The 22,662-nt window shown below is 66.4% G+C and carries 23 protein-coding genes; 13 read left to right on the forward strand and 10 right to left on the reverse strand.

Features of this window, described 5'->3' with window-relative positions:
- Positions 1-47 precede the first annotated feature (47 nt).
- Both ACE3T2_RS02440 and ACE3T2_RS02445 read left to right on the forward strand, forming a co-directional pair.
- Positions 48-497 carry a helix-turn-helix domain-containing protein gene (locus tag ACE3T2_RS02440; RefSeq protein ID WP_374654327.1) on the forward strand — a complete coding sequence of 150 codons (450 nt, stop codon included), beginning with the start codon at positions 48-50 and terminating at the stop codon, positions 495-497.
- The gene (locus ACE3T2_RS02445; protein ID WP_374654329.1) at positions 494-742 is read left to right on the forward strand and encodes a hypothetical protein; all 249 of its coding nucleotides are present in this window, start codon (positions 494-496) and stop codon (positions 740-742) included. Before ACE3T2_RS02440 ends, ACE3T2_RS02445 begins: the two co-directional genes overlap by 4 nt.
- Before the next feature lie 129 nt (positions 743-871).
- On the opposite strand, the gene ACE3T2_RS02450 is transcribed toward ACE3T2_RS02445, so the two are convergent.
- Complete coding sequence (locus ACE3T2_RS02450) at positions 872-1,672, reverse strand: THxN family PEP-CTERM protein (protein ID WP_374654331.1); 801 nt, start codon at positions 1,670-1,672, stop codon at positions 872-874.
- Between the two features lie 258 nt (positions 1,673-1,930).
- Here ACE3T2_RS02450 and ACE3T2_RS02455 point away from each other — a divergent pair, with 258 nt between their 5' ends.
- From ACE3T2_RS02455 to ACE3T2_RS02465, 3 genes are all read left to right on the forward strand, one after another.
- Complete coding sequence (locus ACE3T2_RS02455; protein WP_374654333.1) at positions 1,931-2,212, forward strand: type II toxin-antitoxin system ParD family antitoxin; 282 nt, start codon at positions 1,931-1,933, stop codon at positions 2,210-2,212.
- The gene (locus ACE3T2_RS02460; protein WP_374654335.1) at positions 2,209-2,517 is read left to right on the forward strand and encodes a type II toxin-antitoxin system RelE/ParE family toxin; all 309 of its coding nucleotides are present in this window, start codon (positions 2,209-2,211) and stop codon (positions 2,515-2,517) included. Before ACE3T2_RS02455 ends, ACE3T2_RS02460 begins: the two co-directional genes overlap by 4 nt.
- A gap of 174 nt (positions 2,518-2,691) precedes the next feature.
- On the forward strand, positions 2,692-3,222 hold the full coding sequence (locus ACE3T2_RS02465; protein ID WP_374654337.1) for an antirestriction protein ArdA: 531 nt from the start codon (positions 2,692-2,694) through the stop codon (positions 3,220-3,222).
- Between the two features lie 125 nt (positions 3,223-3,347).
- On the opposite strand, the gene ACE3T2_RS02470 is transcribed toward ACE3T2_RS02465, so the two are convergent.
- Entirely contained in the window at positions 3,348-3,731 is a 384-nt protein-coding gene (locus ACE3T2_RS02470; protein ID WP_374654339.1) for a hypothetical protein, read from the reverse strand.
- A gap of 383 nt (positions 3,732-4,114) precedes the next feature.
- Here ACE3T2_RS02470 and ACE3T2_RS02475 point away from each other — a divergent pair, with 383 nt between their 5' ends.
- The gene (locus tag ACE3T2_RS02475; RefSeq protein WP_374654341.1) at positions 4,115-4,477 is read left to right on the forward strand and encodes a hypothetical protein; all 363 of its coding nucleotides are present in this window, start codon (positions 4,115-4,117) and stop codon (positions 4,475-4,477) included.
- Here the strand turns inward: ACE3T2_RS02475 and ACE3T2_RS02480 are convergent, their stop codons facing one another.
- Positions 4,478-5,968, reverse strand: a complete 1,491-nt coding sequence (locus ACE3T2_RS02480) for a type IV secretory system conjugative DNA transfer family protein (RefSeq protein WP_374654343.1) — start codon at positions 5,966-5,968, stop codon at positions 4,478-4,480.
- The gene (locus ACE3T2_RS02485) at positions 5,965-6,195 is read right to left on the reverse strand and encodes a hypothetical protein (RefSeq protein ID WP_374654345.1); all 231 of its coding nucleotides are present in this window, start codon (positions 6,193-6,195) and stop codon (positions 5,965-5,967) included. The genes ACE3T2_RS02480 and ACE3T2_RS02485 overlap by 4 nt, the downstream gene beginning before the upstream one ends.
- 123 nt (positions 6,196-6,318) lie before the next feature.
- Between ACE3T2_RS02485 and ACE3T2_RS02490 the strand changes: the two genes are divergently transcribed.
- Complete coding sequence (locus ACE3T2_RS02490; RefSeq protein WP_374654347.1) at positions 6,319-7,851, forward strand: CocE/NonD family hydrolase; 1,533 nt, start codon at positions 6,319-6,321, stop codon at positions 7,849-7,851.
- A 67-nt stretch (positions 7,852-7,918) separates the two neighbouring features.
- Complete coding sequence (locus ACE3T2_RS02495; protein ID WP_374654349.1) at positions 7,919-9,706, forward strand: CocE/NonD family hydrolase; 1,788 nt, start codon at positions 7,919-7,921, stop codon at positions 9,704-9,706.
- Positions 9,707-9,771: 65 nt separating this feature from the next.
- Here ACE3T2_RS02495 and ACE3T2_RS02500 read toward each other — a convergent pair whose 3' ends face one another.
- Genes ACE3T2_RS02500 through ACE3T2_RS02515 form a run of 4 tightly spaced genes read right to left on the reverse strand, consistent with a single transcriptional unit; the run spans position 9,772 to position 13,887 of the window.
- The gene (locus tag ACE3T2_RS02500) at positions 9,772-10,521 is read right to left on the reverse strand and encodes an enoyl-CoA hydratase/isomerase family protein (protein ID WP_374654351.1); all 750 of its coding nucleotides are present in this window, start codon (positions 10,519-10,521) and stop codon (positions 9,772-9,774) included.
- Between the two features lie 2 nt (positions 10,522-10,523).
- Complete coding sequence (locus ACE3T2_RS02505) at positions 10,524-12,095, reverse strand: class I adenylate-forming enzyme family protein (RefSeq protein WP_374654353.1); 1,572 nt, start codon at positions 12,093-12,095, stop codon at positions 10,524-10,526.
- Positions 12,092-13,438 (reverse strand): MFS transporter, encoded by a 1,347-nt coding sequence (locus ACE3T2_RS02510; RefSeq protein WP_374654355.1) that lies wholly within the window; start codon positions 13,436-13,438, stop codon positions 12,092-12,094. Before ACE3T2_RS02510 ends, ACE3T2_RS02505 begins: the two co-directional genes overlap by 4 nt.
- The gene (locus ACE3T2_RS02515; RefSeq protein WP_374654357.1) at positions 13,411-13,887 is read right to left on the reverse strand and encodes a MaoC family dehydratase; all 477 of its coding nucleotides are present in this window, start codon (positions 13,885-13,887) and stop codon (positions 13,411-13,413) included. Before ACE3T2_RS02515 ends, ACE3T2_RS02510 begins: the two co-directional genes overlap by 28 nt.
- A 94-nt stretch (positions 13,888-13,981) precedes the next feature.
- Here ACE3T2_RS02515 and ACE3T2_RS02520 point away from each other — a divergent pair, with 94 nt between their 5' ends.
- The gene (locus tag ACE3T2_RS02520) at positions 13,982-14,701 is read left to right on the forward strand and encodes a TetR/AcrR family transcriptional regulator (RefSeq protein ID WP_374654359.1); all 720 of its coding nucleotides are present in this window, start codon (positions 13,982-13,984) and stop codon (positions 14,699-14,701) included.
- On the opposite strand, the gene ACE3T2_RS02525 is transcribed toward ACE3T2_RS02520, so the two are convergent.
- Positions 14,698-16,254, reverse strand: a complete 1,557-nt coding sequence (locus ACE3T2_RS02525) for an aldehyde dehydrogenase family protein (protein WP_374654361.1) — start codon at positions 16,252-16,254, stop codon at positions 14,698-14,700. The genes ACE3T2_RS02520 and ACE3T2_RS02525 overlap by 4 nt on opposite strands.
- Before the next feature lie 201 nt (positions 16,255-16,455).
- Here ACE3T2_RS02525 and ACE3T2_RS02530 point away from each other — a divergent pair, with 201 nt between their 5' ends.
- The 4 genes from ACE3T2_RS02530 to ACE3T2_RS02545 all read left to right on the forward strand — a co-directional run bounded on the left by ACE3T2_RS02530 (position 16,456) and on the right by ACE3T2_RS02545 (position 22,062).
- Positions 16,456-16,935 (forward strand): Lrp/AsnC family transcriptional regulator, encoded by a 480-nt coding sequence (locus ACE3T2_RS02530; RefSeq protein ID WP_374654363.1) that lies wholly within the window; start codon positions 16,456-16,458, stop codon positions 16,933-16,935.
- A 170-nt stretch (positions 16,936-17,105) separates the two neighbouring features.
- Complete coding sequence (locus tag ACE3T2_RS02535) at positions 17,106-18,164, forward strand: dipeptidase (protein WP_374654365.1); 1,059 nt, start codon at positions 17,106-17,108, stop codon at positions 18,162-18,164.
- A 38-nt stretch (positions 18,165-18,202) separates the two neighbouring features.
- Positions 18,203-19,195, forward strand: a complete 993-nt coding sequence (locus ACE3T2_RS02540; protein ID WP_374654367.1) for a hypothetical protein — start codon at positions 18,203-18,205, stop codon at positions 19,193-19,195.
- 80 nt (positions 19,196-19,275) lie between these two features.
- Complete coding sequence (locus tag ACE3T2_RS02545; protein ID WP_374654369.1) at positions 19,276-22,062, forward strand: TonB-dependent receptor domain-containing protein; 2,787 nt, start codon at positions 19,276-19,278, stop codon at positions 22,060-22,062.
- A 114-nt stretch (positions 22,063-22,176) separates the two neighbouring features.
- On the opposite strand, the gene ACE3T2_RS02550 is transcribed toward ACE3T2_RS02545, so the two are convergent.
- A complete protein-coding gene (locus ACE3T2_RS02550) occupies positions 22,177-22,650 on the reverse strand; it encodes a DUF6644 family protein (protein WP_374654371.1) in 474 nt (157 codons plus the stop codon).
- Positions 22,651-22,662 lie beyond the last annotated feature (12 nt).

A 22,662-nucleotide genomic window follows, 5' to 3' on the forward strand; every position in this document is an offset into this window, starting at 1 on the left:
AGGAAATTTAATGTCCTTTAATGTCGCATCGTTTGAGTGAAGAGGGCATGTCGGTGGCCGACGACGCAAAGTGGCTTGGCGAGGCAACAACCGTCCGCCGCGCTGGCGATGTGGACCGGGAAATCGGTCTTCGCTTGCGGGCCTTTCGGACACTCATCGGCGTAACGCAGGCTTCTCTTGCCGACGCGGCTGGTCTGACGTTCCAGCAGATCCAGAAGTATGAAACCGGCAAAAGTAGACTGTCGGCGAGCATGTTGTGCCGCTTCGCAGATATTCTTGGTGTGCAACCCGGCGCATTGCTTCCAGCGGGGGCATCGGACCCCGACGGGCAGGGGTGGGACGTGCTGGCGGCCAACCAGCGATTGGCCTACCTGCTGACCAGGTTGCAGGCCCTGCCGCCCGTCAAGTTCAAGAAGGTGCTTGATCGTCTGGAGCGCAACATTGAAGGACGGGCTCGAAGCGTTCCGACACCTTCAGCGCGAAGCAACGACGCATGACAGAGGTGCCGTTCCTGCGGGTCCGGGCCGCGGAGCATCTCATCCGGGCCCTTGCGCGCTGGATTGATGACGACGTGCTTGATGACGTTGCGGCAACATTGCTGGCCGAGTTGTCGGATGATCTGCCACAGGACGATCGGGCTATCCGCGAGGCCGCGCTCGATCTTTTGACGAGCATCACCGCGCAGGATGTCGCCGGACCTCTGGCGGACTGGCTGGGGCCGCGCAGAGGCGCGAAGCGCTGAGCGGCAAGCATGAAAAACGCCGCCCCGAACGAGACGGCGTTTCCCCTATACAGTGTCGATCGGAGCCCGCACGCCTCGTAAGGGCGAAGCGCTAGGCGGGCGGGCTGATCCGTCGCTTGGGTGGACCGATCAGGCCGTCGCCTGAGTCTTCCAGCGGCGCTGACGGCGAACCGCCACGCCCGCAGCGCCAAAGCCTGTAATCATAAGCGCCCAGGTTCCCGGTTCGGGAACGCCCGCAGCGACGGAATACAGGTCGATCTTGCCTTGGATATAGGCGCTGTTGACCGCGTTTTCCTTGGTCCAGAACTCGGAGGCAGGGTTGCCGCCGATCAGGAAGCCCGCGAGGTTGAGCGTGTAGACCTCGTTGCCGATCATGAAGGTGTCGGACAGGGAGTTGAAATTCATCGTCACCCGGTCAGCGCAGCCGTTCGCGTTGATCGGCGCGTTTTGCGACTGGCCATTGGCGCAGGGGTTGCTGCTGTTCGGCGTCTCCAAATGGGAGAAGTTGTAGTTGAAGGTCTTCGAGCCGAGATTCTGGCCGTTGACGATCACGTCAGCGCTGAAGGCCAGCGCAATGCCGGTGATCGAGGTGCCGCTGCCGATCGGACGGTTCACATGCTCGAACGTGCCGATCGTGAAGACACCCGAGGAGCCGGGCGGATTGACGGTGACCGGGCCGAACGCCGAGCCGACGAAGTTATAGCCGCTTTGGCCCGAGCCCTGGGAGTCGCCCCAGCGCACCTTGGCGTTGCCGGTCCCGTTACCTGTGTAGCCGACGTTCGAGCCGCCGAGGATGTTGGACCAGGTCCCCGTCACGTTTTGGAATTCGACGGTCGCGGCGCTGGCAGGTAGAGCGGAAATAGCGAGAAGAGAAAGTCCGGCAAGTGTGGCCGAGCGCATACGCGCTCCCGAGCAAGCCAACTGTTTCATTGAATAAGCCCCTTTATGAGAACGTTGTTCTGCCTCACCCAGGGTTGTCGGTAATCACCAAATTACTCGCAGGCAACCACATGTTAAGAATTGTGATCGGCGAGGCTTAAAAGTTCACCGGAGGCGGGAATTTCTCGCCTTTTGGGTGTTGCGAACCTCGGCGTCGTTGGCGGCGGCCCGTAACGTGCTGATATCGCACACATCAAAGTGGTGTGAATAAGTCATACCTTATGGTATGATGATGAAGAGAGGTGAGCCATGCCCACAGTTGAAAAGAGAACGATCAGCCTACCCAGTGACCAAGCCGCGTTTATCGATGCGAAGGTCGAGTCTGGCGACTATGCGTCGGTCAGTGAAGTCGTCCGAGCCGGTCTGCGCGCTTTGAGAGAGCGTGACGAGGCTGTCGAGCGCTGGCTGCGCGAGGAAGTGCTGCCGACCTATGAGGCGACCAAAGCGGACCCGTCGCGGGTGCTGTCGTCAAAATCCGTCTTTGCCAATATTCGTGCGCATCACGAGGAGCGCCTGAAGGACCGCAAGTGATCCGCCGCGCCGTTGTTTATACGCCCGAAGCGGAGGCCGATCTTCTCGCGCTGTACCAATGGATAGCCGATGCGGCCACGCCCGGAACAGCGTTTGCCTACGTTGATCGCATCGAGAAATTTCTCGATGGTTTTGAGGTCGCTTCCGAGCGGGGAACCCGTCGCGACGATCTCGCGCCTGGGCTGAGGACGGTCGGCTTCGAGCGGCGTCTGACCATCGCATTCACCGTGAATGATAGAAGCGTGACGATTCTTCGCATCTTCTATGGCGGTCAGGATTGGTCGGCGGCGCTGTCCGAGCGCTAGCGTCGGAGAAGGCTTGGGGCTTCGCCCCCGGCGCGCTCCAAGAGCCTTCCGCCCGGCTTCATCCGCGCTGCGCGCTCCTTGCAGCCGGGTCCCCGCGAAGGCTCCCTCCGCTTGCACCCCCATTCTCGCCGAAGGGCAAGGGTTCAGATGAACCCAATCCCAAGGAGAAAGAGAATGGAGAAAACCCGAACGAATACAAAACCCCGCATCTATGTGGCCTGCCTCGCGGCCTACAATAGCGGCACCCTGCACGGCGCATGGATCGACGCTGGCCTTGGTGAGGACGAGGTGAGGGGGGAGATCGCCCGCATGCTGGCGGCATCGCCGGAGCCGGACGCCGAAGAATACGCGATCCATGACTATGAAGGTTTTGAGGGCGCGACCATCGAGGAATATTCCGGCATCGGGCGCGTGTGCGAACTCGCCGGATTCATCGCCGAACATGGCGAACTTGGCGGCGCGGTGCTCTCGCATTTCGGGGGCGATCTGGACGAGGCGCGCGGCGCGCTGGAAGATCGTTATCTGGGACGCTACCGCAGCCTTGCCGACTACCTGGAGGGCGTGACCGAAGAGACGATCAGCGTCCCCGACGCGCTGCGCTACTACATCGACTATGAGGCGATGGCGCGGGATGCGGACATCAACGGCGATGTCTTCACCATCCAGCTCGGCCATCACGAGGTGCATGTGTTCAGCGGTCATTGAGCGCCTGATTGTCCGGCGGGTTGCAGGCCTCCCTGCAACCCTGCCCCGAGCGGCGAGCGTGCGGGGTGAATGGTCAAGGACGCAGCCATGGCCGCGCCGTGAGGCTTCCTTGACCAGAGGGGGCGCTAAAGCTCCCTTCTGGCGGCGTTCGGCGGGGGCTGATCGGGTTTAACGTCCGTCAGTTCTTCCGCGATTTCTTCTGTATGCGTGTCCAGCCGTTCGCGCTGTTTGCGTTCGAGAACGAGGGCTTCGCGATAAGCGTCGCGCTGCTTAAGTGCCTCATGAGCGACGATGGTCGTGATCTGAATCTGCAATTTGAGGGTCTCGACTTCGGAACTGTCGATTGCCTCGATGGGGGGGCGTCTGCTGTCTCTCTTTCGGCGAAGGTGATCTATCGCTCTCTGTTCGAGTAACGCTCCCACAATTTTGTCGATCGCCCACACCAACAATCCTGCCGCCGTTGTCGCCACGCCCGCAACGAGGGCGCCTTGGTCCGTAAGCGGCGGCACGATGATCCTCCCGATCAATGGAGCTGGTGCTTATCGTGAAGTCTTGCTCTGAGATCCAAGATGGTTTTCGCGGTCTCCTTGTTCAAGTCTCTGAGCTGGGATTCGCGCCTATCTTTATCTAAAAGAAGCTCGTCTATAGTCTCTTCAAGCTCTTTGGTTCGATTTTTTCGTCCGAATATACTGAATAGCTTCATCGAAATTCTCCCGTTGGTGGGGTTTAATTCTTAAATCCTATATCATGAATTGCTCCCTTCTGGCGAGTGGGACGGGGCCGCTAGGTCGTTTGGATCGGTAGAGTCGGATCGGTCCAAACCGTCGGGCCGGTTTACAAGCCCGCGTTGTATGTGACAGATTTGACAATAAAGTCGGAAAGTCGGGCGAGAATGGCGCAACGGAAGAAGCCGAGGGCGACCTGTACGGTCACCGAACAGATGAAAGCTCACATCGAAGAGCTCGCTATTGAGATCAAGCTCGGACGCGGTAATCAGGGAATGGCCTATCGCCGCCTCGTAGCGCTGGCGTGCGAGAATCCTCACCACCCCAAAAGGGACTTTGACGCCCTCGCGCAGCAAACCGCGAATGGTGCGCCTGTCGTCTATAAGAGCTGTGTGATCGACATCAAAGCGCAGGATCAGACGCTATTCCAGAGCTATGCCCGAATTCACCGGATTGGTTCGTTCGATGGGGTGTTTACCGATATGATCTATCGGGGCTTGTCCTTTCATCTGGACCAACTGGAAAAGTAACTACCCGCGCTCGTCAGGCCGCAACCGCGCCAGCATTTCCTCAATCGCAACGTCCGCGAACTCCACTTCCTCTAATGGCGGCCTTTGCGGGGCGGGCAGGGCGTGCGGCCTGTTCGACAGCCACGCATATTTGTCGGGGCGGCCTCGCACATCGCGGAGCATGCCGCCCATTTCGCGGCGCTCCCAGAAGTTGGGCATCTCCACCGTGAAGAACCCGTGGTCGCGGGATTCCAGCAATCCCATCTCGCCGCCCGTCGCGCGGCGCACGTCTTCCACCTGAAGGACGGGGCGCGATTGTTCGACCAGGTTGTCGCCCGAGCCGTTGACCTGGTTGTTCGAGACGTTGAAGCCGCGCACCATCACGCTCGTCTTCCCCGAGCGGTGCTCGATCTCCTTGAGCGTGTCGGTATCGGGGAGGCCGCGATAGACCGTATGGGCGACCGCTTTCTTCCAGATGCGGGCGGTTTCCCGGCCATACTTCGCCTCGATCTGCGCCGCCGCGTTCTGGAATACACCGAGAAAATTGATCCCGCCTTCGCGGTAGAGCGTCAGGATTTCATAGAAGTTAGAGACATAGAGCTGCCCCCATTCCTCACCGACGACGAGCGCGCGAAGCGGCCCGTGCGCGTCGGCGAAGCGTTCGATGACGGCGGCGGCCATCGCGCCGACAAAGGTGCGGCTGGTATCGCTGCGGGCCGATCCGATGATGAAAAGCGCGGTGCGCTCATGCTTCATGTCCGCCGGATCGAACGAGTTGGATTCTGTCGCGGCCCGCGCCGCCGATCCGGGCTGAAAGCCCTGCAAGCGTTCGATGATGGCCGAGGAATAAGCGTTCCACTGATCGCGCGATCCCGTGAGGCTCGCGATCTGGCGGCACATGCCCGCATCGTCCTCAAGCCGTGAATCCGACGCCCAGACGAGAAGGTCGTCCGCGATCTCCTCGCGCCCGCGTCCAAAGAAGTCCCACAAGCCTCCCGGCGAGCATCGCCAGCGCTGCGACGGGAAGAGCGCCGTGATCTTGTTGTAGAGCGCAAACGCTGTCCTCACGCCCTGACCGATCCAGCGGCTTTTCGGGTCGGGATCGATCGGCACGAGATACGAGGCCGCATCATACGCGGCCTCGCCCACGAGCCCGTGAAGCTCGGGACGCCGGGCGACCTCTAAAAGCCGCGTGTTGAAGTTATACGTCTCGCCCGGATAGCCGTAGAGACGCCCCGGATTGATGAAGCGCACGCGGTATCCCTGGCGCTCCAGCGTCTTCCATGACGCCCACGAAAGTTCGCCGTCCTTGGGGTCGGTGATGATCTTGGTCAGGTGCGCGGTGCGCGGCGAGACGAGATTGACGCCCAGGAAGCGGGTCAGCTTCCCTTTGCCCGCCTGCGCGTCGATGGCGACGGGTTCGGTACCGCCATAGACGAGCGCGCGGCCATTGAAGAAGCCAAGCTCGATCCCGCGCCGGAGCCTGCCGGAAGAGGGGGCGGGCACGCTCATAACAACCCCGATTGTTCGAGGCCGTCCGGATCGTTCAGTTGCGCATTGCCAAGTTGTCCGCTTGGGTTGGCGTCCAGCATGGCGCGAAGCTGGGCGGCGGCGAGCGCTTCGGCGCGCTCGCGTGCGATCCGCGCCTGCGCCGCGTCCTGCCATGCGAGGCGCTGCTGGGCATGGGACTCGAACATCCAGAAGAACTGGTAGATCTCCATCAGGCGGCCAAAGCTCATCGCCGCACCTCCTCATCGTCCCAATCGGCATACTGAAACTGGCGCGGCGGCGGTGCGGCGTCGGTGGGCGCATAGCCCCGCGTGGCTTCGTAGAGCGGGCAGCGCGCATGGCCGCAGGGGTGATTGGTCGCCTGTGGGACCGGACGCGGCGGCGGGGCGGGCATTGTAGACATCGGCCCGGAAGAGGTGCGCGACATGGACGAGATCATCGCCCATCTCGCCGCCCAGCCTTGGTCGAACGGCAAGGTGATCACCACGGGCGGCTCGTACAACGGCGACACCTCGGACTGGTCGACCAGCCGGCCGGCGCCGGCATTGGTTGGGGCCGTGCCGATGGCGGTGGACTTCGACGCCTATCGCAACCTGTTCTTCCCGGGCGGGGTCGCCAACGACTGGTTCCGCAACGGCTGGGCCGAGAACGCGCGCGAGATCGACCTCGGCCGCGACGGCGAAGGGCAGGGCCTGGATTGCCGGAAGCGGGTCGAGGACTGCGCCAAGCTGTTTCCGATCCTGCAGCCGGTGGACGGCGATAGCGACTTCACCCTGCTGCGCCAGGCGCTGGCCGGGAGGGGCGAGCATTGGGGGCCGGAGTCCTATGCCGGCGATCGCGGCTTTCGCGACGACAAGGGGACCAACGGCTACACGATCTTCGGCTCCTCGCCCGCAAATGCGCTCGCCGAGATCCGCCGTCAGCGCAAGCCGGTGCAGTACTGGGGATCGTGGATGGACGCCGGGACGGCGGACGCGGCCCTAGCGCGCTATCGCTCGGCGCCTGAGGTTCCGGCTGAGCTTTGGATCACCGGCAACAACCATTCCCAGCGGGTGAGCGGCGATCCCTTCGCCCCCAATCGCAAGACGCCCTTGCCGGCCGTTGACGTGCAGATCCGCATCCGCGACGAGTTCAAGCGCCGCATCATGGCCGGCGGCGAGACCCATAGGGTCATCAACTACTACGTCATGGGCGCGGACGTGTTTCGCAGGACGGCGGTCTGGCCGCCGGAGGGCGTGAAGCCGGTGCGGCTGTCCCTGGCCGAGGGGCGTCGTCTGGTCGGCAAGGCCGGGGGAGCTGGCGGCCACGACCGCTACGACATCGACTTCACCGCGACGACCGGGGACAAGACGCGCTGGTCCACTCAGGGCGGTAATCCGCCGGACTATCCCGACCGGCGCGAGGCCGACGCCAAGCTGATCGTCTATGACGGACCGGCCCAGGCCGAGGACATGGAACTGGCCGGCTATCCGGTGGTGACGCTGCACATGGCGTCCAGCCACGACGATCCGGCGGTGTTCGCGTACTTGGAGGACGTCGCGCCGGACGGACGCGTGACCTACGTCACCGAAGGGCAACTGCGCTTGGTCAGCCGCAAGATCGCCGATCCGGCCAGTCTGCCCTATGACCAGGGACCCGCGCCGCACAGCTTCAACCGCGCTGACGCCCTGCCGGTGCGGCCGGGCGAGGTGATGGAGGTGAAGTTCGCCCTGCTGCCGACGGCGGCGCTCATCCGCAAGGGCCATCGGCTGCGGCTGGCCATCGCCGGGCACGACGCCGACACCTTCCGTCGTTATCCCGCCAACGGTTCGGCCAGCTTCGACATCCACTACGGGGCCAGGACGCCCAGCGCCATCGAACTGCCGATGCGCAAGTGGAAGCCGTGAGCGCCGAGGCGCTCTTCCCCCGATGAAAGCGATCTGACGAATGCGTCTGAAGTTATTGCAAGTCCTGATGATTTCGGCTGCCGTCGCGGCGCTGCAGCCGACGGCGGCCCTCGCCCAGCCGGCGCCAGCGACTGGCGTCAAGCCGGAGGGCTGGAGCGATCGGTCGTACTATCTGACCATGCGCGACGGGGTGAAGGTGGCGATCAGCCTCTACTTCCCTGGCCGGGCCGAGCCGAAGGCCAAGACCCCCGCCATGCTGCTGCAGACCCGATATGGACGGGCCACCGAGGCGCGCTACGGCGAGCACTGGCGCAAGGCTGGCTACGTGGTGGCCATCGTCGACACCCGTGGCTCGACCGCCTCGTTCGGTCCGCGCGCAGTGGACATCGGCCCCGAAGAGGTGCGCGACACCGACGAGATTGTCGCCCACCTGGCCGCCCAGCCCTGGTCGAACGGCCAGGTCGTGGCTTCCGGCGTTTCCTATTCAGCCGACACCGCCGACCGCGCGACCAGCCGCCCGGCGCCGGCCCTGATCGCCGCCGTCCCGCGGCAGACCGACTTCGACGCCTATACGAACCTGTTCTACCCGGGCGGCGTCACCAACGACTACATGCTGAATGGCTGGGGCGGCTATACGCGCGAGATCGACCAGGGCCGCGACGGCCGCGACGGCGGCCTCGACTGCGCCAAGCGGGCGGAGGATTGCGCCAAGCTGTTCCCGACCCTCCAGCCGGTCGATGAGGACGCGGACCGCAAGCTGTTGCGCGAGGCGGTGAGCGGGCGCACGCGGTGGGGGCCGGACGACTACGCCGGCGCGCTGTTCCGCGACCAGAAGGGCCTGAACGGCTACACCATGTTCTCGTCGTCGCCGGCCGCCGACCTCGCCGGCATCCGGGCGCAGAAGAAGCCCGTGCAATATTGGGGTTCGTGGATGGACGCCGGCACAGCGGCCGCGGCCCTTGATCGCTTCCGCTCGGCGCCGGAGGTCCCGGCCGAGGTCTGGATCACCGCCAACAACCATGGCGGCAATGTCGGCGCCGATCCGTTCGATCCCACGCGCAAGACGCCTCTGCCCAGCGTCGACGAACAGTTCGCCAGCCACTTCGCATTCGTCGACCGAGTCCGCTCCGGCCAGAAAATCAAGCGGTCGGTAAACTACTATGTCCTGGGTGCAGGGACCTATCGCAAGTCGGTGAGCTGGCCCCCGGCCGGCATGAGCCCCCAGCGTCTGCTTCTGGACGCCGGCGGCAAGCTGACGAGCGGCAAGGCCGCGGCCGGCGTCGACCGCTACGACGTGGACTTCACCGCCAGCACCGGCAAGGCGACCCGCTGGACGACCAATTTCGGGGCGCCGCCGGCCTATCCCGATCGCCGCGAGGCGGACGCCAAGCTGATCGTCTATGACGGCCCGGTCATGACCCAGGACATGGAGCTGGCCGGCTATCCGGTGGTGAAGTTGAAGCTGGCGACCTTGTCGAGCGACCCGGCGGTGTTCGCCTATCTGGAGGACGTCGCGCCGGACGGACGGGTGACCTATATCACCGAGGGGCAGTTCCGCGCGATCCACCGCAAGCCCGCCGATCCGGCGAAGCTGCCCTATGACCAGGGCCCCGCGCCGCACAGCTTCGACCAGGCCGACGCCCTGCCGGTGACCCCGGGAGAGGCCTTCACCCTGGAGTTCGCGTTGGCGCCGACCGCGGCGCTGATCCGCAAGGGCCATCGCGTGCGCCTGGCCATCGGCGGGGCCGACGCCGACACCTTCCATCGCTTCCCGGCGAGCGGATCCGAGCGGTTCGAGATCCACCGGGGCGCGGACAGTTCGGTGGTCCTCCCCATGCGAGCCTGGCGTCCTTAGTGACGACGAGGCCCCCTCCGAACCTCGGAGGGGGCCTTTTTCTTGGCGACGACGAGCAGCGCCCATCAGGCGCGGGCGGCGGCCCGGGCGCGAACCTGCGGATCGACCGCCGCATCCAGGCAGCAGCGGGTTTCGAAGGTCAGCGCCCTTTCCAACCGCTCGCGCAGGTCATTGGCGCGGGCCTGCTTGAGCCGCCGACGCGAGACCGCGGGCAGGGCGAGGAGGCGGCGGGCGAGTTCTTCCGCTTCCTGGGCAAGGCGGCCGGGCGGGACAGCCGCGTGGGCTAGGCCGTGGGCGACCATCTGTTGGGCGTTCAGCCGCGCGCCGAGCCACAGCACCTGGTTGGCGACGACGGCGCCAGCCCGCTCGGGTAGCAGCACGCTGGCGGCGCCGGTCGGGAACAGCCCGTGCGAGGCCTCGGGGCAGAACAATACGGCGTCTTCGGCGACCAGGCAGAAATCGGCATTGAGCGGCCAGGCCGCGCCCCCGCCGACGATCCAGCCCTGGGCCGAGCAGATGACCGGCTTATCGCCGAACATCATGGCGCGGGTCGCATCCTGGAGATGGCCGACGAAGGCCTCGGCGCCCTTGGCGTCGATCGTGCCCGCCGCCAACTCCTCCAGGTCGTCGCCGGCGCAGAAGGCCCGGCCGGCGGCGTCGAGGATCACCACCTCGGCCGTCTCGGAGGCGACTGCGCGGGCCAGGGCGGCGGCGAGCTGGGCGGCGAGGTGGGCGTTGATGGCGTTCAGGCGGCGCGGACGGTTGAGGGTCACGCGGGCGACGCCCGCGTGTTCGGCGTAAAGGATGGGGGACATGCTCAAATCTCTTCGGCGGCGCGGCGCTTGAGGGCGACCTTGTCGATCTTGCCGATCGGCAGCAGCGGCAGGTCGGGTTCGATCACGAAGCGCTTGGGGATTTTGTAGTTGGCCAGGCGCGTGCGGCAGTGGGCTTCCAGCTCGGCGATCTCGAGCGCGCCGTTCGGCTGGACGTAGGCCACGCCCACCTCCTGCCAGACAGGATCGGGGGCGGCGACCACCGCGACCTGGGCGACGGCCGGATGGGCCTCGATCGCCGTCTCGACCTCGCGCGGATAAACGTTGTAGCCGCCGGACTTGTACATCTCCTTCAGCCGCCCGACGATCCGATAGCGGCCGTCCGGCCGGCGCGCGGCCAGGTCGCCGGTGCGAAAGAAGCCGTCGTTCGTGAAGGCCTGCGCGGTGGCCTCGGGGCGGTTCCAATAACCGATCAGATTGAAGGGCGAGCGGGTCTGGACCTCGCCGGGTTCGCCATCGGGGACCTGGCGACCATCGGCGCCCGCCAGCCGGATCTCGACCTCGGGGAAGGCCTCGCCGACCGTCCGGCTCAGCACGTCGAGGTCGCTGGTCGGGGTGACGATGGTGATGCCGAGCGCCTCGGTCATGCTGTAGTTGGTGGCCATGTTGGGCTGGACGGCCTGGAGCCGCTCGATCAGCTCGCGCGACATGGCCGCGCCTTCCCACAGGATGAACTGCACGGCGGACAGGTCGTAGTCCTCAAAGTCCGGCAGCGAGATCTGGAGCTGGAAGACGCTGGGCACCGAGCCCCACATCGTCACGCGCTCGCGTTCCATCAGGGCCAGGCATCCGGCCGGATCGAACTGCTCCATGAAGATTAGCGTCCCGCCGGCCAGCAGGCACGGCAGGCTGATGTCGATCACGCAGCCGACGTGGTTGATCGGGAAGTAGTTCACCGCTCGGAACGGCGACAGCGGCCAGAGCCGGTTCTGCGACAGGCAGAAGGCGGCGATGCCGTCGTGGGCCAGCAGCGCGCCCTTTGGCGCGCCGGTCGAGCCGGAGGTGTAGACGATCAGGCACGGATCGCGCCCGCCGCAGCCGGCGCGTGCGGCGTCCAGGGCGGCGTCCGAGATGCTGGTCCCGGCGGCGAGGAACTCGGACATCGCCATTGCGCCGACAGGCGTGCGTTCGCCGTCGAAGGCCACGACGTGGCGCAGGGTGGGCGCTGCGGCCTGCAGGGCCGCGACGTCCTCGTCATAGCGCCGGCCCTCGATGTCGCTGCGGGTGACGAGGACGCTGGGCTGGGCGTCGGTGACGACGTGCAGCATCTCGCCGCGCTGGTAGCGGGGATTAAGGCCGACCCAGATCGCGCCGATCGAGGCGGTGGCCAGGAACACCGTCAGATAGTCGGGGTGCGGCGTCTGCAGGGTCGCGACCCGGTCGCCCTTTCGCACGCCGGCCGCCAGCAGAGCGCGGGCGAGGGCGTCGACCGACGCGTTCAGCTCAGCAAAGCTGATACGCCGATCGCCCAGCACCAGCGCCTCGTCGTCTGGATGTCGTTCGGCGAGCCAGGCGGCGTAGTCGCTGATCCGGGGCAGGAGGGGCGGCTGGGTCATTCGGCGGCCTTCAGATGCGATGGAGCGGCCCGGCGGGCCGACGCGAAGAGGAGGGGCAGGGAGGCGAGCGCCATGACGCCGGGTGCGATCGCAGCCACGCGGGCCAGGCCGTCAATGTCGCCGTGCGCCAGTTGCAAGGCGACGCCGACGACGCCGGGGCCGAGCGCCAGGCCGAGCTTTTCGGTGGCGGTCCAGACGCCGGTGAAGACGCCCTCGTCGCTCGAGCCGCCGGCCTCGGCGTGAATCAGGTGGGCGACGATGGTGTAGGGCAGCACCTGCATGCCGGCGAACGGCAGGCCCGCGAGGGCGAATAGCGGCAGGGCCAGCGGCCAGGAGAGCCGGGCGCCCGCCGCCCATCCCAGGGCCGCGGCGCTGAACGCGAACAGCAGCGCCGCGCCGCTCAAGGCGCGGGCCTCCCCGATGCGGCCCCCGATAAAGGCCCAGGCCGGCACCGCCAGGGTGGTGGCGCCCAGCATTGCGATCATGGCCAGGCCGATCTCGCCCTCGGTGCGCCCGAAGGACTTGGTGACGAGATAGGGGATGGCGGCCGAGACGACGCCGACGGCGGTCAGTTGCAGCACATAGGCCAGGGCGAGGAGGCGAAAGCGCCGGTGGCGGAACGCGCGGCCGAGCTGATCGCGCAGCCGCGGCGCGGTGGCGCCTGATGGGCGCTCGGCGGCGACGTCGCGCCCGCGCAGCATCAGGATCGGGCCGAACATCGCCAGGGCGCAGGCGGCGGCGATGGCCAGGGACATCACGCCATAGCCGCCGCGCCCGCCGCCGGCCGCCTGGACAATCAGCGGCGCGACGCCGGCGCCGGCCAGCACGCCGACCATGGCTACGCCCATGCGCCAGGCGACCAGGCGCGCGCGGGTCTGCGCGGTGTCGCCGACCTCGGCCGGGATCGCCACGTAGGGCACAGCGAACAGTGAATAGAGCGTGGCCAGGGCGAAGTAGCTGAGCCCCGTCCAGGCGAGCAGGCCGGCCGGCGAGAGCGGCGGCGGGGTGAAGACCGCTACGAAGGCGAGGGCCACGCCCAGAGCTCCTGCCAGCAAGAAGGGCCGGCGGCGGCCGAACCGCCCGGCGGTCCGGTCGGACCAGGCGCCGACGAACGGATCCCAGACGATCGCCCACACCTTGGGCGCAAAGACCAGGGCCGCGGCCCAGCTCGCGGCGATCCCCAGCACCTCGGTGCAGAAGAACAGCAGCAGCACCGTGGGGACGGTGGAGAAGACGCCAGTGCCGAACGAGCCGGCCGCATAGGCCAGCAGGTCCGTACGGCGCAGTGGAACCGGGTGCGCCATGGTCGGACGGCCTAGGCCGGGACCCAGATCGACAGCCACTGGGCGATCAGGGCGGGGCGGTCGGCGCCCTCGATCTCGACCACGCAGTCGAAGGTGGTGCGGAAGCGGCCCTTCTCGTCCTCGTCCTGCCGCAGCTTGACGAAGCGGCCGCGGATGCGCGCGCCGGCCGGCACCGGGGAAACCAGGCGCAGGCGATCGAAGCCGTAGTTCAGGTAGTGGCCAAGGGCGGCGTTTTCCTTGCCGGGATGGGTGCCCATGGCCGAGTGCAGCATGTGGGTCAGCAGCGAGACAGTCAGGAAGCCGAAGGCGATGGCGCCCCCGAACGGGCCGTCCGCGGCCCACTCCGGATCGACGTGCATAGGATCCGGATCGAGCGTCACCCTGCCAAAGCCGTTGATCATCTCCTGGTCGACCACGATCCAGTCGGAGACGCCGACCTCCGCGCCCGTCGGGATGTCCAGAACCGTGTTGTGTTGCGAGGCGGGCATGGCGAACTCTCGTTGAAGAATATTTTTGAGATTGACCTCAATTTTGGAAATTCGTCAACGGCCCGATATGGTCGGGTCCAGGACAGGATTCTTCATGACGCTTTCTTTTATCGATCACCTCGAGGCCCGCCTTCAGACCGACCCGCCCAAGCAGAAGGGGCAGAGAACACGCGAGCGCCTCAAGGTGGCGACCGCCAAGGTCCTGGAACAAAAGGGCTATCACGCCATGCGCGTGACCGACGTGACCGAGACTGCGCAGGTCGCCGAAGGTTCGTTCTACGTCTATTTCAAGGATAAGACCGACGCGGCGCTGACCGTCCTGACCAGCCTGCTGGAGGACTTCTTCCCGCTGCACATCGATCCGCCGCGCGAGCGCTCGGCCTTCGATTCGATCCGGTTCGCGAACCGGCAATGGATCGCCCTGTGTCGCGGCAATCCGGGCCTGGTGCGCTGTATCCTACAACTGGGCGACGAGGCGCCGGAGTTCGCCAGGCTGGCCCAGGCCACGAACCGGGCCTGGTACCGGCGGGTCACGGCCAGCGTCATGCGCCACCGCGAGGGGCTGCAGGACGCGCCGGTCATGCTGATGGTCACGCTGCTGGGCGCGATGATGGACGAACTGGTCCGCAAGCTGGTGGTCTATCCCGACCCCGACTTCATCGAGCTCGCGGCGAAGATGGGCGCGGACGACGCCATGATCGCCGATGCGGCCAGTGTGATCTGGCTGAGGGTGCTCTATCCCGACGCCCCTCCGCCGGCCGACCTGTCGGCGAAGGTGGCGGAGGCGACGTCCTGGGTGTTCGGCGCGCGCTAGATGTCGAAGACCACGCCCTGGGCCAGCGGCAGGGCCGAGCCGTAGTTCGCCGTCTGGGTCTGGCGGCGCATATAGGCCTTCCAGGCGTCGGAGCCGGACTCGCGCCCGCCGCCGGTCTCCTTTTCGCCGCCGAACGCGCCGCCGATCTCCGCGCCCGAGGTGCCCAGGTTGATGTTGGCGATGCCTGTGTCGGCCCCCAGCGCCGAGGTGAATAGCTCGGCCTCGCGCAGGTCGTTGGTGAAGATCGAGGCCGAGAGGCCCTGGGGCGCGGCGTTGTTGCGCGCGATCGCGTCCTCGATGTCGCGATAGGGCATGACGTAGAGGATCGGCGCGAAGGTCTCGGTCATGACGTTGGCGTCTGGCGCGTCGAACTCGACCAGGGCCGGGCGCGCATAGAAGGCGTCTGGATGACTTTCGGCGAGAGCGCGCTCGCCCCCGGCGACCTTGGCGCCCGCTTCCCGCGCCGCGTCCAGCGCCGACTGCATCGCCTCGAAGGCGGCGCGGTCGATCAGCGGGCCGACCAGGGTCGAGGCCTCGAATGGGTCGCCGATCCGCAGCGAGGCGTAGGCGCGTTTGATGCGGTCGGTCAGGTCGGCGTGCAGCGACTCGTGCACGAAGAGGCGGCGGGTGGTGGTGCAGCGCTGGCCGGCGGTGCCGGCGGCGCCGAACACGATGGCGCGCAGGGCGAGGTCGAGGTTGGCGGTCGGCGCGACGATGACGGCGTTGTTGCCGCCAAGCTCCAGGATCGCCTTGCCGAAGCGGGCGGCGACACGAGGAGCGACCTCGCGGCCCATGCGGGTCGAACCCGTAGCGCTGATCACCGCGAGGCGGCGGTCGTCGGCCAGGATCTCGCCGGCCTCGCGCTGGCCGATCACGACCTCCAGCAGGCCGGCCGGCGCCTCGGGGAAGCCCTTGGCCGCCTCGGCGAACAGGGCCTGGCAGGCGAGCGCGGTGAGGGGGGTCTTCTCGGACGGCTTCCAGACGACGCTGTCGCCGCAGACGAAGGCGAGCGCCGCGTTCCACGCCCAGACGGCGACGGGGAAGTTGAAGGCGCTGATCACCCCGACCGGCCCGGCCGGGTGCCAGGTCTCGGCCATGCGGTGGTCCGGTCGCTCGGAAGCGATGGTCAGGCCGTAGAGCTGGCGCGACAGCCCGACCGCAAAGTCGCAGATGTCGATCATCTCCTGCACTTCGCCGAGGCTCTCGCTCAACACCTTGCCGCATTCGAGAGTGACAAGCTGGGCCAGATCGGCCTTGGCCGCCCGCAGAACCTCGCCGAACCGCCGAACCAGTTCGCCGCGGCGGGGGGCGGGGACCTTGCGCCAGGCCAGAAAAGCGGCGTCGGCGCTGGCGATCTTGGCCTCGATCTGCGCCGGCGAGTCGGTCTTCAGGCGCGCCAGCAGCGAGCCGTCGATCGGGCTGGTGACCGGCAGGTCGCCGTCGGGCTGGTCCCCCAGGAACGCCTGCAGGAACGCCGCGCGCGCGGCGGGCCGGGCGATATCGACATTGGCGGGGAGAGGGGCGTAAAGGGCTTGCGACGCGCCGTTGGACATGAACTCGACGATCCGGGATGCGGCGCGGACGGCGCCTCTGCTTATCAGATTGCTTCTACATGCGGCGATCTGCTTTGCAAATTGCAAAAGTTTTGACCAAATCGTCACATCTGGCGGATCATGCTTTTCCGTGATGGAAATGGCGGACTAGAACTGCCGCGCGCCGAGACGGCATGCGGCGATCAGGGAACCCGGGACTTGATGGCGACTCTCACCAAGCGCGAGCAAGAGCTGCTTCAGCTTCTTCGCGAAGACGCGCGCAAGAGCGTGACCGATCTGGCCAAGGAACTGGGCGTCAGTCGCCCGACCTTGCAGAACATGATGAAGAAGCTCGAGGAAGTGGCGATCAACCGCTACACTGTCGAGCTGAAGCCGACCTTCGCCAACGCGCCGATCCGCGCCTACGTCCTGCTCAACCGCGAGCCGCGCAAGTCGGTCGATATTCTCGAAGTCATCAAGCAGTTCCCGACGGTGCGCTACGTCTGCACCATCACCGGCGAGTTCGACGTGATCGTAGAGCTGGAGGCCGGTCACTACGAGGACCTGGAGGCGATTCTTCACGGCATCGAGCTGATCGACGGCGTGGTCCGCACCCAGACCTACATGGTCCTGTCCGAGAATTTCTCCCAGAAGGATATGCCCTTCATCCCGACTTCCGCGCCCGAACCGGTCGAACGTTAGGTTGCAGATTGGCAGATTTTGGCTGCCAATTTTTACATTTATGCATTCCGCACTTGCCAAAATCGAAAGTCGTCGTTCTAATATGTAAAGGAAGGCGGGGCGCTCAGCTTACAGATTGCCGCACACACCGCCGGTAGGGGCGCGCTGCGCGCGCCCTAGGGGAGGGTGCGATGGCGACGAGACGGGCTTTGTTGCAGGCGGCCATGGCGGGCGCCGCGCTCGCCGCCGCCCCGCGGGCCTTCGCCGCCGAGGCTCCGGTGGTGTTCGATGCGCTGGGCGAGATGCGCACGATCTACACCCCGCAACTGATCGAGGAGATCCTGGCCAGCGGCACGCGCGCCATCGCCGTGACTGTCACCGACCCGAAGGTCGAGGCGGAGAAGGCCCTGGCCCAGACCCTGGCAGACATCGAGATCTACGATCGCTACTACGACGCCAATGCGGCGCAGTTCATCCGCACGATCAAGGCCGCCGACGTCGACCGCGCCCTGGCCGCGCGCAAGATCGCGGTGTTTTACAACCTTCAGAACTCGACGCCGGTGGAGGCCGACCTCGGCCAGATCGCCAGGCTGCGCGAGCGTGGCGTCACCAGCATCCAGCTGACCTACAACGACCTTAACCGGTCAGGAGCGGGTTGCTTCGTCGACGACGATCCGGGCATCACCGAGTTCGGCCGCGAAATGGTGGCGCGCCTGGAAGCCGAGCGCGTGCTGGTCGACCTGTCGCATGGCGGCATGAAGACCATCGCCGGCGCCGTGGCGGCTTCGAGGCGCCCGCTGATCATCTCCCACACCGCCTGCAAGGCGTTGTGGGATCACCGTCGCAACACTACCGACGAGAACATCCGCGCCGTCGCTCAGAAGGGAGGTCTGGTCGGGATCACCCAGATCCGCACCTTCCTGACCAGCGCCAAGACCAAGAACCGCCATTTCTATTTCGACCACATCGACCATGCGGTGAAGGTCGCCGGGATCGACCACGTCTGCATTGGCAGCGACCGGGACCACCGGGTCATTCCCGACACCGAGGAAGAGCTGAAGATCCTGCTCAAGGAAGAAGGATCGCAGATCAAGCCGGACGACTGGCCGCTCTATCTCGACGGCATGAACGGGCCGCATCGCATGGACGTGGTGCGCGATGAGCTGCGCAAGCGCCGCTACAGCCAGGCGCAGATCGACAAGCTGATGGGGAACAACGTCCGCCGCCTCTACCGCGACGTGATCGGGTGAGGCTGCGGATGCGTGCTGAGTATTTGGGAGGGATTTCGATGAACGGCTTGAAGTTTGCGCTGGTTGGCGCCGTGGCGGCGATGGCCCTGGGCGCGGCGGGGGCGGCGGGCGCTCAGACCCCGCCCGACAGCTATCAGGGCAAGGATCTGTTCGGCCAGGCGTTGTACGCCAAGGGCCGCAATCCGGTGAACGTTGGGACCGGCGACGAGCTGGAGAAGGCTGCAGAGGCTGCCAAGGCGGCCTATCAGTCCAACATGACCGTCGACAGCGCGACGTGGTACGCGCGCCTGCTCGGCTATCAGGGCCTGCCCAAGGACGCCATCGAGGTCCTGACCGTCGCCCTGAAGAAGTACCCCGACGCGCCGAAGCTGCTTCGCCACCGCGCCCACCGCTATTTCAGCATCCGCGAGTTCGACAAGTCGATCGAGGACGGCTTGCGTGCGGCCAAGCTCTACGAAAACAAGCCGCTTGAGCGCGAGAAGCTCGGCCCGTTCCCGGCCAGCCCGGACGTCGTGCAATTCTATACCTACTACCACCTGGGCCAGGCCTATTTCGCCAAGCACGACTTCGACGCCGCGGCCAAGTGGTTCCACCGCGCCGGCGAGATCGGCGAGGGAACCGGCGGTCCGCCGGACGTCACCGCTTCGCTATACTGGGAATATCTGTCGCTGGCCCGCGGCACCCATTACGCGGCGGCCAAGGAGCTGCTGAAGAACTACGACATCGACCTCTATGACCTGCGGGACAATTCCGAGGGCAACAACTATTTCGACGGGATCCAGCTGTTCAAGAAGCTACGCGACCCGCTCGATTTCTATTCCGAGCGCGACACCGGCAAGGCGTTCAGCACCTCGGACGGCATCAAGTCGTCCACCAGCTACACGCTGGCCCAGTACTACATCCTTCGCGCCGAGTACGACAAAGCCAAGCCGCACCTGCGCAAGGCGATGGAGATCCCGACCTGGAGCTACTTCGCCCGCATCCAGGCCGAGGCCGACTGGATCCTGCTGTTCGGCAACGAAAAGCCCTAAGCGGCGCGCCCCGGCGCCGGGGCTGACAGACAAAACAAGATACGGGGAATATACAGATGCAAAATCAAAGGCTTGCTACCTTGCTTAAAAGCAGTGTCGCCGCCGTCGCCCTGATGGCGGCGGCGACGCCCGCCTTCGCCCAGAGCGGCGAAGTCGAAGAAGTCGTCGTCACCGGCTCGCGCATCGCGCGCCAGGACCTGGTCTCCTCCAGCCCGGTGACCACCGTCACCAGCGACGACATCAAGGTCGTGGGCGCGACCAACGTCGAGGAATACCTCAACACCCTGCCGCAGCTTATCGCCGGCGCGACCAAGTCGACAAACGTCACGGGCCAGGCGGACGCGACCGCCAACCTCAACCTGCGCGGCCTGGGGGCCAAGCGGACCCTGGTGCTGGTCAACGGCAAGCGGTTCATGGCCTCGAACCAGCAGGGCATCGTCGACGTCAACAACATCCCGGCGTCGCTGGTCGACCGGGTGGAAGTCGTCACCGGCGGCGCCTCGGCCGTCTACGGTTCGGACGCCATGGCCGGCGTCGTGAACTTCATCCTGAAGGACAAGTTCGACGGCCTGATGGTCGAGGGCCAGTATGGCCTGTCCGGCAAGGGCGACGCCCAGGACTGGAGCACCTCGCTCACCCTCGGCACATCCAGCGACAAGGCCAGCGTGTGGCTGCACGTGAACTACGAGGACCGCTCGACCCTGCGCGGGACCGAGCGCGAACTGTCGCGCTATTCGACCATCGACTCCAACGGGACCTTTATCCGCAGCGGCACCGCCGGCCGCGTCGGCGGCGCCCTGATCGGCGTGCCGACCCCGAACGGCTCGGGCGGCTTCACCAACCGCGACTACGCGCTCGACAATCTGGTGCCGCGTCCGTTCATCACCGCGACCGACACCAACTACGAGCTGCAGCAGGACTACGCGATCCAGATCCCGCTGAAGCGCACCAACGTCTACGGCCGCGGGACCTACGAGTTCACCGACGACATCAAGGGCTACGTCGAGTTCGCCTACAACAACGTCGACTCCCGCGCGATCCTGGCCCGCACGGCGCCGAACATCCGCGAGACCACCAACGTCCCCGGCCTGCCCTATAACGCCTCGTTCGTCAGCCCGTCGATGGCCGCGCTGCTGGCCGCCCGGTCAAACCCGACCGCGCCGTTCGCCTTGCGCTTCGAGGCGCCGAGCCAGTTCCCGAAACGCGAGATCGCCTTCACCCGCGACCTCTATCGCGTCATCGGCGGCTTCGAAGGCCACCTCGGCGACTGGAAGTGGGACGCCAGCTACAGCTACAGCCATCTGGCCACCACCGAGGTCCAGAAGGGCGACATTTCCCGCCGCACCTTCGTCGAGGCCTCGACGCCGAGCGCCACCGACCCGACCAAGTGCGCCAGCGGCAACCCGCGCTGCGTGCTGGTGACCAACCTCACCAACTGGTCGCCGGAGCTGGTCAAGTTCCTGCGCGTGGACAACCTGTCGACCACCGAGCTGACCGAGAAGATCCTGCAGGCCAACATCTCCGGCTCGCCGTTCTCGCTGCCGGCCGGCGCCGTCGGCGTCGCGGTCGGGGCCGAGCGCCGCACGGTCTCCAGCGCCGACAATCCCGCGCCGACTCTGCTGGACTTCGCCTCGGCGGGCTTCGGCGAGCGTAACGCGACGGCCGGCGAGTACGACGTCACCGAGCTCTATGCCGAAGCCATCGTGCCGCTGCTGTCGGACCTGCCGTTCGTCGACTATCTCGGCCTCGAACTGGCGGCCCGCTACTCCGACTACTCCACCGCGGGCGAGGTGAAGACCTACAAGGCCGGCGGCGAGTGGCGGATCAACAGCGACGTGCGCCTGCGCGCCCTGTACCAGCGCGCCGCCCGCGCCCCGAACATCGCCGAACTGTTCGGCGGCCTGGTGAACACCTATCCGTCGATGACCGACCCCTGCTCGCGCAGCGCCAATCCGACCGGCCAGGTCGCGGCGCTCTGCATCGCCCAGGGCGTGCCGGCCTCGGCGATCGGCTCGTACCAGCAGAACGGCGCGGCCATCGAGGCCCGCCTGGTGTCGAACGCCAACCTGAAGGTGGAGACCTCGGACACCATCACCCTGGGCGCGGTCTGGACCCCGTCGTTCCTGCCGGGCTTCAACCTCACCCTCGACTATTTCGACATCAAGATCGACGACGCGATCGAGCGGATGGGCGGCGGCCCGCAAGGGACGCTGGCGGCCTGCTTCGCCAGCAACGACGTCAACAGCCCGTTCTGCAAGACCTTCACCCGTTCGCGCTCGACCTACGAGATCATCGACTGGGGCGTGCCGCTGGCCAACGTGGCGACGCTGCGGACCTCGGGCGTCGACATCGCCGCCAACTACGGCTGGACGATGGACAACTGGGGCTTCGGCGGCGAGCCGGCGCGCATGCGCGCCTCGCTGGTCGGCACCTGGGTCGACAAGAACACCGTGAAGGCCAATCAGAGCGCGCCGGAAGTTGACCGCGTCGGAACTGTCGGCGGCGACACGCCGGCGATCCCGGAATGGCGCTGGACCGGCCAGCTGGCCTATTCCAGCGGCGGGCTGGAACTGGCCTGGCAGACCGAGTTCCTGTCGAAGGTGAAGGACCGCAAGTACGCCAACGCCCTGGCGGCCGGCGCGGCCAACCCGAAGGCCGGTATCGCCGCGCCCGAGGTCGACGCCTACTGGTACCACAACGTGCGCGCGGCCTATTCCTTCGACCGCTACACGGTCTCCGGCGGGGTGCGGAACCTCTTCGACAAGCAGGCTCCGCGTCTGTCGTCGCCGATCGAGGGCAATACCGACCCGAACACCTACGACGTCATCGGCCGCTACTTCTTCATGGGCGTGTCGGCGAAGTTCTGATCCTCGACCACAAAGGCGTTCCCAAGGGCTCCTCGGGAACGTCGTTGGCGGCGACCTCCCCCGGCCGCCCCAGAGAGCGACCGGCGCGCCCCACGCGCCGGTCGTTTCTTCTTGTCAGATGAGACCGAGCCAGCGGCCGGCGACGATCACCGCCGTCCAGAGGAACAGCGAGGCGGCCGCCAGCGTGCGCCAGCCACCATGGGCGGCTTCGCCGCTCGCGCCGGCCAGGCCCCGTTGCAGCCAGGCTTGGAGCGTGACGGCGAGGGCCAGCAAGCCGAGCTTCACTGGGAATAGGGGATTGCTGAGGTACTTGATGGGCCCGGCGGCGACCAGCAGCACTCCGGAGACCACGACCATGCCGAGCGCGCCGCGGAACACCGGGCGCAGGCTGCGCACCGTGTCGGCGACGGCCGCACCGCGCAGCACGAGCCGCAGGGCGGCGAGATCGACGATCAGCACGACGCCGCCGACCACCGCAAGCGACAAGAGGTGCAGCGACTCCGTGGCCGCGAACGCCGCAGTCGATTGGCGCAGATAGACACCGGGCGCGGTCGCGCCCAGCCAGTTGAAGGCGTCTTCGATGGACATGGCGGGACGCTC

It is taken from the genome of Phenylobacterium sp., from assembly GCF_041919955.1.
GTDB lineage: Bacteria > Pseudomonadota > Alphaproteobacteria > Caulobacterales > Caulobacteraceae > Phenylobacterium.

Bases quoted from the DNA above. Each gene is read 5' to 3' on its own strand.
- ACE3T2_RS02440 (WP_374654327.1), top strand. From the start codon at position 48: ATGTCGGTGGCCGACGACGCAAAGTGGCTTGGCGAGGCAACAACCGTC.
- ACE3T2_RS02445 (WP_374654329.1), top strand. From the start codon at position 494: ATGACAGAGGTGCCGTTCCTGCGGGTCCGGGCCGCGGAGCATCTCATC.
- ACE3T2_RS02450 (WP_374654331.1), bottom strand. From the start codon at position 1,672: ATGAAACAGTTGGCTTGCTCGGGAGCGCGTATGCGCTCGGCCACACTT.
- ACE3T2_RS02455 (WP_374654333.1), top strand. From the start codon at position 1,931: ATGCCCACAGTTGAAAAGAGAACGATCAGCCTACCCAGTGACCAAGCC.
- ACE3T2_RS02465 (WP_374654337.1), top strand. From the start codon at position 2,692: ATGGAGAAAACCCGAACGAATACAAAACCCCGCATCTATGTGGCCTGC.
- ACE3T2_RS02475 (WP_374654341.1), top strand. From the start codon at position 4,115: ATGGCGCAACGGAAGAAGCCGAGGGCGACCTGTACGGTCACCGAACAG.
- ACE3T2_RS02480 (WP_374654343.1), bottom strand. From the start codon at position 5,968: ATGAGCGTGCCCGCCCCCTCTTCCGGCAGGCTCCGGCGCGGGATCGAG.
- ACE3T2_RS02485 (WP_374654345.1), bottom strand. From the start codon at position 6,195: ATGAGCTTTGGCCGCCTGATGGAGATCTACCAGTTCTTCTGGATGTTC.
- ACE3T2_RS02495 (WP_374654349.1), top strand. From the start codon at position 7,919: ATGATTTCGGCTGCCGTCGCGGCGCTGCAGCCGACGGCGGCCCTCGCC.
- ACE3T2_RS02500 (WP_374654351.1), bottom strand. From the start codon at position 10,521: ATGTCCCCCATCCTTTACGCCGAACACGCGGGCGTCGCCCGCGTGACC.
- ACE3T2_RS02505 (WP_374654353.1), bottom strand. From the start codon at position 12,095: ATGACCCAGCCGCCCCTCCTGCCCCGGATCAGCGACTACGCCGCCTGG.
- ACE3T2_RS02515 (WP_374654357.1), bottom strand. From the start codon at position 13,887: ATGCCCGCCTCGCAACACAACACGGTTCTGGACATCCCGACGGGCGCG.
- ACE3T2_RS02520 (WP_374654359.1), top strand. From the start codon at position 13,982: ATGACGCTTTCTTTTATCGATCACCTCGAGGCCCGCCTTCAGACCGAC.
- ACE3T2_RS02525 (WP_374654361.1), bottom strand. From the start codon at position 16,254: ATGTCCAACGGCGCGTCGCAAGCCCTTTACGCCCCTCTCCCCGCCAAT.
- ACE3T2_RS02530 (WP_374654363.1), top strand. From the start codon at position 16,456: ATGGCGACTCTCACCAAGCGCGAGCAAGAGCTGCTTCAGCTTCTTCGC.
- ACE3T2_RS02535 (WP_374654365.1), top strand. From the start codon at position 17,106: ATGGCGACGAGACGGGCTTTGTTGCAGGCGGCCATGGCGGGCGCCGCG.
- ACE3T2_RS02540 (WP_374654367.1), top strand. From the start codon at position 18,203: ATGAACGGCTTGAAGTTTGCGCTGGTTGGCGCCGTGGCGGCGATGGCC.
- ACE3T2_RS02550 (WP_374654371.1), bottom strand. From the start codon at position 22,650: ATGTCCATCGAAGACGCCTTCAACTGGCTGGGCGCGACCGCGCCCGGT.